This is a genomic window from Tessaracoccus sp. MC1679, from assembly GCF_014164775.1.
In the GTDB taxonomy this organism is placed as follows: domain Bacteria; phylum Actinomycetota; class Actinomycetes; order Propionibacteriales; family Propionibacteriaceae; genus Arachnia.
This window is the reverse complement of the sequence record NZ_JACJGB010000013.1, coordinates 42,991-53,630: the sequence shown is the minus strand read 5'-3', so window position 1 is coordinate 53,630 and position 10,640 is coordinate 42,991. Positions and strand designations below refer to the sequence as shown.

Here is a 10,640-nt window from a genome sequence, read left to right as displayed (position 1 = left end):
CTCGCGCGTGGACGCCGTGACATACCGAGCCGCCCACGAGCTCGACCGGCTCGTCGCCGCCCACGATCCCCAGCCCGGCTCCCGACCGGTCAGGGGCGGCGAGGTCGGCCAGCGGGTTGCTGGCGCGGAGGGTGACGGCCGCGGGGTGACGTCGAGGGTTAGCGTCACCGGAACCCCGGGGGCGTGCTTGCGTGCGTTGCACCGGATGGCACCGAGACTGCGACATCCGGATCTGCCGCGAGGCGCAGCAGCACTGGGCACTCTTCTACCGCGCGCTCATGGCGGAGAGCGGCGGGGACCTTCCGCGGCCGCGCCGCGTGGGCGCGTAGTGGTCCCGCGCTGGCCCGGCGATCGTTGACTGGTGGGGCTTCCAGGGCCACTGTGGGCCTGTGTGTTGGATCGATTGACTGTTGCGGAAGCATGGGGGTGAGCGGGGTGGCCGAGGTGGATCCGATGGATGACACGATCTGGCGATGGGTCATTCATCACTACCGCTTCGACCCGGAGAGGCGGCAGCGTCGAGACGTCGTGGTGGCTGCCTTCGACACCGCGGCTGAGTTGGAGGCGGCGGTGAACCAGTACCACCTGGAGATCCAGGTCGGCATTGACGGCGGTGTCCGTGACGACCGTGAGCGTGTCACTGGCGTGGTGTGGCACCCGGGCTATCACAGTGAGCGGGCGCGGGAGCGGACCCTGAGTCAGGCTGCGGCGCATGGGGGTCCGCGAAGTGTGCCGCTGGATGGTCCGCTGCCTTCGAACATCGTCTTCTTCGGCTTGGACTCGGACGGTACTGCTTGGTCGCTCGGGGGCGGCGAACCGCCGTCTCCGCCCCGAGTTGATCCAGGACGCCCGAAGGACCTGTCCCCTCTTGGTGCCGTGCGTGCGTGCCTTCGAAGGCTCGCGTCCTGAGTCCGGCAGGGGTTGAGGGGGCGTCGGGGGACGGCTGGCGGAACTACGACGAGTCACGGGGATTGCCTGGGTCTTGCCTGCCACCAGGTCGGGGGCATATCGTTTTGCGATACATAGGTATTGAATCTCAATGGGGGGTTGTGGTGGTGCGGGAGGTGATGACGGCGCTTCGGGCGCTGTTGGTGGTGATCGTGGCGGGTGGCCTGGTGGCGCAGGCGTGGTTCTTCCCGGCGCTCGCGGGGGAGCTGGCGGAGGCCTATCCCGAGTTGGCGTGGCTCCGGTGGCCGATCCTGGGAGCGGTGGTGGTGATCATTGTGGGGGTCCAGGTCGCCGTGGTTGCCCTGTGGCGACTGTTGTCGATGGTCGACAGCGACAGCGTGTTCTCCCCGGATGCCTTCAAGTGGGTGAACGTGGTGATCGGTGCTGCGATCCTGGATACGGCGCTGGTGCTGGGGATCTGGGCGTTGTTGTCGTTCGGGGCGCGGGCGAACCCGCCGGGGCTGATGCTCGCCGAACTCGCTCTGGTGGTGTGTGGGGCGGTCTTCGCGCTGCTGATGGCCGTGATGAAGGGGCTGTTGCGGAAGGCGTCGATGCTGACCGTCGAGCTGAGTGAGGTGATCTAGTGGCCATCGTGGTGAGCCTCGACCTCGAATTAGTGCGTCGAAGGATGACGCTGACCGAGCTGGCCGAGCGGGTCGGGATCACGCCGGTGAATCTGTCGATCCTGAAGAACAATCGTGCGAAGGCGATCCGGTTCTCCACCCTGGACGCGATCTGTCGTGAGTTGGCCTGCCAACCTGCCGACATCTTGTCCTATGTCCCGGACCCCACCGACGGGGCCCCGGCACCTGACACCGAGGCTGGCTGACCTCCCATGCACACGGGCGGTGGGCACCCGATGAAGAGCGGGCGACCGTGGGTCCGGCTCGTGGCCCTGACCGTCGCGACCGTGCTGGCAGCCGGCGGATGGCTGGCCACCTGCTGGCTGGCACGAATAGACCAGCTGCCCGGCGTCATCATCGTCGCGGGACACACCAGCCTCTGGTGGGCCGTCTGGTGTCTCCTGCTCACCTCTGCGGTCAGCCTGGTCGCCGCCGGGTTGCTGATCAGCGTCGCGATGACCCCGATACGCAAGCCTCTCCTGCGGGCAGCGGTCGGTGTGATCGGTTCGCTCGCCTGGGCGGTTGGCGCCTTCGCGCTCTTGGTCATCTGCTGGTTCAGCCTGTTCTGCCTCGGGCTCGAGGGCAGTCAGACCTTCGTCACCGCCGACGACGGGACAGCCGTGATGATCACCCAGGACGGGTTCGACGGCGACATGGTCGACTTCTACGACCCTGGCCCGGGACGGTGGTGGATCAGGCGAGACGATACGGCCCGGATCGATCCTCGTGACGGCCACTGCACCCTCACCACCACCAGCGCAACGCTCACCGTCACATGCGGCCACAGAAGGCAGACGATTCCCCGGAACTGACATCGCCGAGCGCCACTCGGGTTCGTCTCCGGCGGTCAACCGCAGTTGGCCGAAGACTTCCACTAAGGGCGGTGTGCGGGGGCGCCTTGGCTTCGGTTCTCAGACCCTGCCGTCCACCTCGGCCGCTAAGAGGCGCCTGCCTGGAGTCCGTTCGTGGCGCTGCCACGCAGTGGATGCTGGAAAAGGCGGCGTCGAGTGAGGCCGGGGAACCACCCCGAAAGCCGACTACTCAGTGAGGCGCAGTCGCTTGGGACGACAACCTTGTCTACGCCATGAGCGTCGCCGAGTGGCGGACACGTCCCGCTTGGGTGTGACAGCCTCGAGTCCCAACGCGCGCTTCTGCCGCCGATCGAGCGGACGTTTCGCACGTTTGCTTGTCCAGCGTCGCTCCGCCTTGAGAAGTCTGATTCGGTCGGGTTCGCGCGATCGTGATCCTGGGCCTGAGTCGGCGGGTCTTCGGCGACGGCGAGCTCGTGGGCCTGCGATTGATGCTGCGTCTACGCCGTGGCGATAAGTGTCGCGATTCCGAGCGCGATGATCGCAACCACCAACACAATGATGATCAGCCAACGCAGGCGCTGGGTCCGCGTGGCCAGCGTCTCTCCAGCGGTGGAGCCGGGGGTGGGTGGCCTGTCGTGCTCGGAGAGTTCAGGCGGGATCTCGCCGACGACGGTCACGGGAGCGTCGCCGGCTGGGTCAACCCAGGTCCGGGCGGGATCGGGAAGTGGAGCGTTGATCCACCGCCCGGTGATCGGGTCGAACCGCTCTTCCGCGGGCGCCAGTACGCGTTCCATGGACCCAGTCTGACAGCGGGCCAGCCCTCTCGGACCCTTGCAGCTGGGAACACCCCGCCCGTCGGAGTGGATCCATGCCGCGAAACCAGATCGGGCTCAGGAGCCAAACGACCCGATGTCTGCCGAAACCGCTTCCCACGCGGTGAGGCTCGGACCTGAGGAACTGAGTGCGCTCATGGCCCGACGGAGGGCTGTAAAGCCAAGTACGCCAACCACCCAGTGACAGCGACCAGCGAAACCAGACCTGGGGCCACCGTGGGCCACAGTCGCTTGGCGCCATGATCCCGAAGCCAGGCGAGCACGGGCAGCAGGGTGATGATCGCGCCGATGCCCACGGCGATCCCCGTCCCGAGGGCTGCGACGCTGAACTCTTGGCCGACGGTAGACATCGCGAGGAGGAACGCTGTGAAAACAATGAGCACCAGCCCCCACAGCCCGACCAATGCCACCAGGATCACCTGCCAACCTGGGCGGCGGGCTTGATGCATGACTGCACGCTATCGCAGGTCCCCCTGGCAGACTCACGCACAGAACTGCCGCGTCTGGAGCGGATGGCTCCTCCGCGGTGGCGCGTGCTCACTCCAGGCCGAAGTAGCCGGGGTCGGCGAGGAACCGGCGGTACAGCGCCACGGTCATCAGGTCCTTCCAAGCACGGGTGTGGAGTCCGTCGTCGTCCAGTTCGACGATCCGGGCACCTGGGGTGGCGGTGAGGATCGGGGAGTGAGTGGCCATCAGCACCTGGATGCCGTCGTCGCGCAGTTCCGCCAGGAGGTTGGCCAGTTTGATCTGGGTCATGAACGAGAGCCCGGCCTCGGGCTCGTCGAGCACCAGGAACCCGCCCCTGCGGGACAGGTGTACCAGCTTGGTGTCGAGGAGCTCGGTGAAGGCCTGGCCGTGCGAGCGCTCGTGGTAGCGACCGTCGGCTCCCGGGTTCTGCTCGAGGAAAGTGAGCAGTCCGTGCATGGTCTCGGCGCGCAGGAAGTATCCCCAGCGGGAACGGGACAGGCCGCGCACCAGTCGGATCCGTTCGTGCAGCGGCGACTCGGTGGGGCGCGCCGAGGGCCTTAGGTGTGTGCTGCCGCCCTCGGGGCTCAGGCCGTATGCCATGGCGATTGCTTCGATGATGGTTGACTTCCCGACCCCGTTCTCGCCGACCAGGATCGTCAGCTCGGACAGCTCCAGTCCGTCGCGCAGCAGTTGCCTGACTGCGCCCATGGTGAATGGCCAGCCGTGATCATCCTCCCCGGGGTCACCGACCACCTCGCGGACGGGCAATGAACTGAAAGCGGTCACAGTCTCAGGCTAGAGCGCGACCGTGACACCTCTGCGAAGGGGTAATACCGACATCCGGATTGGCCGCTAGCGGAGAGATTGATTACGGCCATGACGAGGGTGAGGGCCACCCCGACGGCGAGCCCTCACAAAGTGTTCGTTAGCCTTGATGTAAGGCTCGCCTCACCGGCAAATGAGATCGCCCGCTGGGTTGATCGTGTCGTCAAAGCCGACTTCGCAGTCCAGCACGTCCGCGGCGTCCCGAACCTCCTCGGGAACCGTGTCGACCACTAGGCGCTCGTAGGTGACCTTGCGCTCACTCTGCACGCCCTGGAAGCCGACCAGCTGCCCGGCTTCCGGGTCGATCATCAGCATCTCAGTGACTTCACCGCCTTCAAGGGTGAACAGAGCGACCTCGCGACCGTCGACGACCATTTCGTCGGCAACCGAAATGCCTGGCACGTCCTTGAGTACCTCGAACATGGCGGAGCGAAGGTCGGCCGGGGGGGCTCCGTAGGTCAGCGCGTAGTCAATCAGGACGAACACGCCGGCGTCGGTGGAGGACGCCGCTACCCCCTCTGCGTCTGCGTAGAGCCGCGAGCGCAGTTGCTCTACGTCGCGCGGGAGCGAAGCGAGAAACGCGGGGCTCGGCCAACGCCAGCTGTCGACCATGGCGTTGGGGCTCTTGGGCAGGGTCCACATCCGGTCCTCGCCCAGCGGCGGGCAGCCAGGTGCGGTGTCGTAGCTCTCGACATACCAGCTAGGCCGGTTCCCATCCACCGCGAGGTAGCGCGTTTCGGTGAAGCTCTCACCGCACACCTCTCCGGTGCCATAGTCGCCCGTCCCGGTCATCTTCCAGTATTGGTCCGCCGTCGCTGGCGGGTCGACTGCGTTGATGGCAGCCTCGGTCAGGATCTGATCCGCGCGCGCCGTGGCGCCGGTTCCGACCAAGTTGCTCACGCCGACGGCGGTCACCATCACCATGGCCGAAGCCACCGCGCCGATCCGCCACCCCGCATGCCGCTTGGGCGGCGTCGTGGGCGCGATCGCCCTGACCAGGATGTGGCGGCACTCGGCGTCGCTGTAGTCAGGGACACCGGCAGCAGGGTCAGCAGCCCTCAGCAGGGTGTCAATGTCGGTCATGACGGTTCTCCTTGAAGGTGGGGGGTGACGACGGCGAGTCTGAGAGCTGGATCGGAGTCATTGAGCAGTTGCTGGGCGCGCTGCCTCGCACGCTTGAGTCGAGTACGAGCGGCTGCATCGCTGAGGTCGAGAACCACGGCGATCTCTCTTGGAGTCAGCCCCTCCCAGGCCGTCAGCCGGAGGATTTCGGCATCTGTCGAGGAGAGCTCGCTGAGCACACTGTCTGCCAGGACCCGGCTGGAGGCGTCGGCTCCAGCCTTGGGCGTGTCTGGCAGCGCCCCCGCGATTGCGTCTCGGAGATTGAGGCGCCGAGCCAGTCCCCGGCGTTCGTGGGACACGACGTGATGGGCAGTGCGCAGCAGCCAGGGAAGAGCCGGCTCGGGGACATTGGGGCGACGCTTCCAGGCGATGCCGAACACCTCCGAGACCACATCGTCGGCCGCATCCGGGCCCACGCGTCGGATCGCAAAGGCCCTGACTCGTTTCGAGTAAAGCTTGAATAGGCTCTCAAGCCATTCCAGATCTTGCGGCAGGGGAAGCTGTCTCATGCTCAGTAGTTCCCGCTCCTCGCTGCATCGTGACAGCTCATTCTGCCGACTGTCCTGGACACCGCCGAACACGGGAGCGTCGTGTGGCCCTCGTTATGGCCCTCCCGCCCCAACGGTGAAGTGCATTTCACACTCGAGTCCGCCCGAGAGGGGACACTGCTGCGCTCCGGCTGATGTTCCCTGATCGGGCCCCGAATGCCAGCAAGACAGGCCACCTGAGGCGGCGCCTCAAACACCTACACTTCGCCGACCTGCGATTCCCATACGTCCAATAGGCGGCGCCAGACATGCGCCCTCAATTGCCGCATTGGGTGCTCGCCGGTGGCGACGGCGCTGCCTCCATGACCCGCACGTCTCTTGATCCTTTGATCAGGGTCAGCTCCTCCAGCACTGCAGGTTCACCTGGGGCCTGACCCCCAAGGCCTCTAGGGTTCTGTCATGGAGTCGCGGTCGAAGTCGATGGTTGCCGAGCAAGCCAAGACGGTGGTTTCTCCGCGCAACTTGGGCGTGGTGGCCGCCTCTTGTGGCGTTGCGGCGATCGCCACATGGGCGGCCAGGACTCTGCTTCAGGGTGGACCCGGCTGGGCTCTGACGGACGCCGTCCTACACGCCGTCTTCTGGATCTTGCTCGCGGGTGCGGCGGTGTTCAGCGCCGGCGCCCTGGGGTTCTGGCCAGGACCCGTGGCCAGAGCACATCGTCGTGGCCTTGTTCTGGGTGGGCTGTTGGGGTTCTTCGCTGTGATCGGGACCGCCGTCCCGTCCTGGTTCGTCTTCACCACGGCCCCCACACTGTCGCAGCCGTTGCAGTTCCTGTCGTTGGTCTGGGGCGGGACTCTCGACTTCATTGCTCTGGTGGGCTCTTTTCTGATCGCTGTGTCGGTCATCGGGCTACTGACCCGCGGCGGTTCAGCTCCAGGCGATCACTGACCTCCTGGGTCACCAGCTCACGCTCCGACGCCGCCCGCTTGACCCTTCCCGAAGGCTTGCTGGCGCCGCCATCCAGCTGCGCGCCGAGCGCGATAACGGCGGCCGCCATGCCAGTGCAGAGTTGCTCAGGCGAACGCACTGATGTCTGCCGCGATGGGTGGTGCTCGCGTGTTCAAGGTGTTCGTCGGCGTGCCCCCCATCGCCAAGATGCGAGTAGGACCGCTGCTGTAGCGAGCAGCGACCAGAGTTCGTCCATCCCAGGTTGGTCGGCCCAGGGGCCGAGGTAGAACATCGTGGCCATGACGGCCGCGGTGACGATCGCCGCGACGGAGAGTCCGGTGAGTAGTTCGAGGATGAATCGCACCACTCCTGGCCTCCCTCGCCTGCGCGCCGTGCGCAGTCAGGGTACCTGCGCAGCAGCCTTCGTTCAGCGCCGACTGTTGTGGCATCGGGTTCCTCGTCACCATGTCTCTTGCTGATGCCATGTGTGTCGTTGTTGCGGGTTCACCTCGCTGCTGCTGATGTCCACGGGGAGCTCTGTGCGCTGGGCCCTTGGCGCGCGGGAGGTGCCGTGGTCGTCTCCCATGTCGTTCTTCCCGGGGGCCGGTACCCCTCTTCTGTGGGGTGTGCTGCCGGTCCACTTGGAGCGTCGCGGAAGTATTTTGGTGTGCACAGTCATATCGGGTGGGTGAGGAACGTATACAGGATGTGAATGCTCCAGGGGACGAGGTTTTCCGGCGGTTGTATGACGGCACCTCGCGTCGTGTCTACGCGTATCTGCGGCGGCATGCCGATCCGGATGTGGCCGAGTCGGTGTTGGCTGAGGTCTACGTCCAGGCGTGGCGTCACTTGGCGTCTCTTGACGCCGACCCGATGGGTTGGCTGATTGTCACGGCCAAGCGGATGCTGGTGGACCAGCATCGCGGGCAGCAGCGCCGTGACCGGCTCGCCGACGAGCTGTTTGCTGGATCTCGTGGCAGGAGTCACGAGTCCATGGCCAGCCTGGTGGTGAACCGGCAGGTCCTCCTCGATGCTCTGCGTCGCCTCAGCGACGAGGAGCGCGAGGCGCTCCTCCTGGTCGGCTGGGACGGTTTGGACCACACCCGTGCCGCCGTGGTGGCGGGATGTTCAACGCCGGCGTTCACGAAGAGGCTCTCACGGGCCCGCCAACGGCTCACCGAGCTGATGGAACCATCCACGGCCGCCGCACCCGTGCTGCGGCCTGTCCCGGGAAAGGTATGACTGACATGCGAGACGTTGAGTCCATTCGGCCCACCGATGAGGCCATCGATGCCGAGTTCGATGCCCAGCGGCGGGAATCGGTGTTCCAACAGGTGCAGGCCCGCACACGTGTGGTGCCGATCCGCCGCAGCCGGCGCCGCTGGCCCTCGGCGGTCGCCGCCGCGGTAGCGGGCCTGGCTGTCCTGGGGCTTGCGACCCAAGCGCTGGTGACCCTCAACGAGCAATCCGTTGCCGACCCGCCAGTGGCTGGGGTGACTGCCGCCAGTTCCGCAGCGCCGGCCTCACCACCCGACGAGCCGTCACCTCGATACGTCTCGGCCGTTGCCATGCTGGGACCGGTGGCGGTCGCGGCCGCGGCTGCGCCCGTGGGAGAGCCTGACGCGTTCCTGCACGTGGTCAGGGTGGAGGAGCAACACAGCGTCGCCGGCCAGGGCTCATCACAGGAGCCGATGCCAGTCGACTCGGGCGTCACCTACTTCGATGACTACATCGACCGTGACGGCTGGCTGTGGAGCCGGAGCACCGGTGACCAGCAGTTCTGGTTGCTCACCGGACAAGACCAATCAACGATCACGTCCCTGCCCACGGACCCGGACGCCCTGGATGCCGCACTCAGATCAGGCACCGGCAACAACAGCGCAGATGAGCGGGTATTCAAGGGGATCCACGAGATCCTCCTCACAGAGACCGCGCCCCCGCAGCTGCGTGCAGCCGCGATCACCGTCCTGCAGCGCATCGCGGAACACCCCCAGGCCGCAGAGACCACCAAGGACGGACAGACAGCCACCCCCACCATGACCGTGACCGAGGTCGACCTTGATGGCGTCACCGGCTACCGGGCCGCGATGACCGATCCGACGTCTCGTCCAGGCGTGGAACGCTGGCTGGTCCTCGACGCCACCGGCCAGATCATGGAGTCGGGAACCCTCACCCCGGAATTCTCCTTCAGCAGCACGATCACCACCCGGGAATGGGCCGATGCACTCCCCTCCGACTTCGTCGAGGTCCTGGGAACCGATCACGTCGAACGCGACATCAACGGCTGAAGCCCGAGGATCAGGGACCTGATCACATCGGAGACAGTCACCCCGGCGTCTCCCTGCCCCAGCGGCGAACGGTAGATGGTCGCTCTGCCCGGTGGTCAACGGTTCAACGGGTCGGGTTCAGGGTATTCGAGGTCGAGACATTCGAAGCCCTTCGCGACGGCGGCGTGGAGGCGCTCGTGGCCGGCAGCGTCCCACTTCACGTGGGGGAAGTACTGCCAGTAGAAGGAGTCGTTGGAGGCCATGCCTTCGCCGGTGGAGGCCTGCCAGCCGGATGCGATCAGCCATTCCGCGTCCGCAGGGTCATCCAGGCTGTCGGCGTTGGTGAGCCGGGCGCGGCCCGTGACGCCGTCGGGGGTTGCCACGACGACCCACCAGTTGATTCCCGCGGTCAGTCCTTCACCCACTGCGATCTGCACGGCCTCGTCCCAGTCCACAGGCCCCCACCGTGATTCATGGCTCAGACGCGTCGCGCGGGTGATCGGCTCGCATACCATCTGAGCAGCCAGCGCCGCGTCGGGAACAGGCTCGGACCGACCGGGCTCAGCGGTCGCTCCGGATGACTCAGTTGGCTCCACCGGGACAACGACGATGGGCGTGTCTTCGGGGCTTGTCTCGGCCGGGGTGGCCGACTGCGGTGAGCTCGCTGCGACTGAGGCCGATGACGTGGCGCCCCCAGGCTCGTCCACTGTGCAGGCGCTCAACACCAGCACACTCACCGCACCCACCCAGGCCAGCTGCTTCACCAGCCATCGACCAGAGGACGCGGACGCGTGCGGCGCCTGCGGGTCACCATCGAACCGATCGCGAGAGGGACCCGCCGACGGGCGGACGTGCGGCAGCTGGTGTCTCAATGGTGCTTCCCCCCGGTCAGCGGTGCTTGTGTTCGTGTCGAGCACAACTGTCCCACGGGTGCCGGTTCACGCCGACGGTCGACGTCCCGTGTCCTTCCATGCCGTCAAGGGCTCGGTGTCTCAGGGGGAGGAGCCGACTCGCGGAGCCGGCTCCGTGAACATCCGCAGGCTCGCCACGGACGACGCCCCGAACATCCGGATCTGCCGCCCTCAGTGCGCTGCGATTGGATTCGCACTGTAGGTAGGGGGCTTGGCGGCGCAGAATCTGGCCATGACCAGTCCTGACCCTGTGCTGTTTCCTGTGCTCATCGACGCGCCACTGATCCGCTCGTCAGGGCGGTGGCCGCGTACTTGGCTCGGTACCGTGGGCAGACCCGAGTCCATACTGAGTCGGACCTTCGCGCGTATCTGGTGTGGTGCTGCGAGCGGGGCCT

The 10,640-nt window shown here is 66.4% G+C and carries 15 protein-coding genes; 7 read left to right on the top strand and 8 right to left on the bottom strand.

Going from position 1 to position 10,640, the window contains the following annotated elements; all coding sequences use genetic code 11:
* A partial coding sequence (locus tag H5398_RS16955; RefSeq protein ID WP_220489619.1) for a hypothetical protein occupies window positions 1-202 on the bottom strand: 202 nt, incomplete at its 3' end.
* A gap of 224 nt (window positions 203-426) precedes the next feature.
* Between H5398_RS16955 and H5398_RS16410 the strand changes: the two genes are divergently transcribed.
* The 4 genes from H5398_RS16410 (at window position 427) to H5398_RS16395 (ending at window position 2,383) form a co-directional block, all read left to right on the top strand.
* Window positions 427-909: a hypothetical protein gene (locus tag H5398_RS16410; RefSeq protein ID WP_182800824.1), complete on the top strand. Its 483-nt coding sequence runs from the start codon at window positions 427-429 to the stop codon at window positions 907-909.
* 143 nt (window positions 910-1,052) lie between these two features.
* Entirely contained in the window at window positions 1,053-1,532 is a 480-nt protein-coding gene (locus H5398_RS16405; RefSeq protein ID WP_182800823.1) for a DUF2975 domain-containing protein, read from the top strand.
* Window positions 1,532-1,777: a helix-turn-helix transcriptional regulator gene (locus tag H5398_RS16400; RefSeq protein ID WP_182800822.1), complete on the top strand. Its 246-nt coding sequence runs from the start codon at window positions 1,532-1,534 to the stop codon at window positions 1,775-1,777. The genes H5398_RS16405 and H5398_RS16400 overlap by 1 nt, the downstream gene beginning before the upstream one ends.
* A gap of 30 nt (window positions 1,778-1,807) precedes the next feature.
* A complete protein-coding gene (locus H5398_RS16395) occupies window positions 1,808-2,383 on the top strand; it encodes a hypothetical protein (protein ID WP_182800821.1) in 576 nt (191 codons plus the stop codon).
* A 497-nt stretch (window positions 2,384-2,880) separates the two neighbouring features.
* On the opposite strand, the gene H5398_RS16390 is transcribed toward H5398_RS16395, so the two are convergent.
* The 5 genes from H5398_RS16390 to H5398_RS16370 form a co-directional block, all read right to left on the bottom strand.
* Entirely contained in the window at window positions 2,881-3,177 is a 297-nt protein-coding gene (locus H5398_RS16390) for a hypothetical protein (RefSeq protein WP_182800820.1), read from the bottom strand.
* 173 nt (window positions 3,178-3,350) lie between these two features.
* Entirely contained in the window at window positions 3,351-3,665 is a 315-nt protein-coding gene (locus H5398_RS16385; protein WP_182800819.1) for a hypothetical protein, read from the bottom strand.
* Between the two features lie 88 nt (window positions 3,666-3,753).
* Complete coding sequence (locus H5398_RS16380) at window positions 3,754-4,470, bottom strand: AAA family ATPase (protein ID WP_182800818.1); 717 nt, start codon at window positions 4,468-4,470, stop codon at window positions 3,754-3,756.
* Window positions 4,471-4,632: 162 nt separating this feature from the next.
* Window positions 4,633-5,592 carry a hypothetical protein gene (locus tag H5398_RS16375; protein ID WP_182800817.1) on the bottom strand — a complete coding sequence of 320 codons (960 nt, stop codon included), beginning with the start codon at window positions 5,590-5,592 and terminating at the stop codon, window positions 4,633-4,635.
* A complete protein-coding gene (locus H5398_RS16370) occupies window positions 5,589-6,212 on the bottom strand; it encodes a sigma-70 family RNA polymerase sigma factor (RefSeq protein WP_182800816.1) in 624 nt (207 codons plus the stop codon). The genes H5398_RS16375 and H5398_RS16370 overlap by 4 nt, the downstream gene beginning before the upstream one ends.
* Before the next feature lie 366 nt (window positions 6,213-6,578).
* Between H5398_RS16370 and H5398_RS16365 the strand changes: the two genes are divergently transcribed.
* Complete coding sequence (locus H5398_RS16365) at window positions 6,579-7,067, top strand: hypothetical protein (RefSeq protein WP_182800815.1); 489 nt, start codon at window positions 6,579-6,581, stop codon at window positions 7,065-7,067.
* A gap of 172 nt (window positions 7,068-7,239) precedes the next feature.
* Here the strand turns inward: H5398_RS16365 and H5398_RS16360 are convergent, their stop codons facing one another.
* The gene (locus H5398_RS16360) at window positions 7,240-7,434 is read right to left on the bottom strand and encodes a hypothetical protein (protein ID WP_182800814.1); all 195 of its coding nucleotides are present in this window, start codon (window positions 7,432-7,434) and stop codon (window positions 7,240-7,242) included.
* A gap of 374 nt (window positions 7,435-7,808) precedes the next feature.
* Between H5398_RS16360 and H5398_RS16355 the strand changes: the two genes are divergently transcribed.
* Both H5398_RS16355 and H5398_RS16350 read left to right on the top strand, forming a co-directional pair.
* Complete coding sequence (locus H5398_RS16355) at window positions 7,809-8,309, top strand: RNA polymerase sigma factor (RefSeq protein WP_182800813.1); 501 nt, start codon at window positions 7,809-7,811, stop codon at window positions 8,307-8,309.
* Between the two features lie 5 nt (window positions 8,310-8,314).
* Window positions 8,315-9,355 carry a hypothetical protein gene (locus tag H5398_RS16350; protein WP_182800812.1) on the top strand — a complete coding sequence of 347 codons (1,041 nt, stop codon included), beginning with the start codon at window positions 8,315-8,317 and terminating at the stop codon, window positions 9,353-9,355.
* A 95-nt stretch (window positions 9,356-9,450) separates the two neighbouring features.
* Here the strand turns inward: H5398_RS16350 and H5398_RS16345 are convergent, their stop codons facing one another.
* Window positions 9,451-9,771, bottom strand: a complete 321-nt coding sequence (locus tag H5398_RS16345; protein ID WP_182800811.1) for a hypothetical protein — start codon at window positions 9,769-9,771, stop codon at window positions 9,451-9,453.
* Window positions 9,772-10,640: the final 869 nt, after the last annotated feature.

Bases quoted from the DNA above. Each gene is read 5' to 3' on its own strand.
- H5398_RS16395 (WP_182800821.1), top strand. From the start codon at position 1,808: ATGAAGAGCGGGCGACCGTGGGTCCGGCTCGTGGCCCTGACCGTCGCG.
- H5398_RS16390 (WP_182800820.1), bottom strand. From the start codon at position 3,177: ATGGAACGCGTACTGGCGCCCGCGGAAGAGCGGTTCGACCCGATCACC.
- H5398_RS16385 (WP_182800819.1), bottom strand. From the start codon at position 3,665: ATGCATCAAGCCCGCCGCCCAGGTTGGCAGGTGATCCTGGTGGCATTG.
- H5398_RS16375 (WP_182800817.1), bottom strand. From the start codon at position 5,592: ATGACCGACATTGACACCCTGCTGAGGGCTGCTGACCCTGCTGCCGGT.
- H5398_RS16365 (WP_182800815.1), top strand. From the start codon at position 6,579: ATGGAGTCGCGGTCGAAGTCGATGGTTGCCGAGCAAGCCAAGACGGTG.
- H5398_RS16350 (WP_182800812.1), top strand. From the start codon at position 8,315: ATGCGAGACGTTGAGTCCATTCGGCCCACCGATGAGGCCATCGATGCC.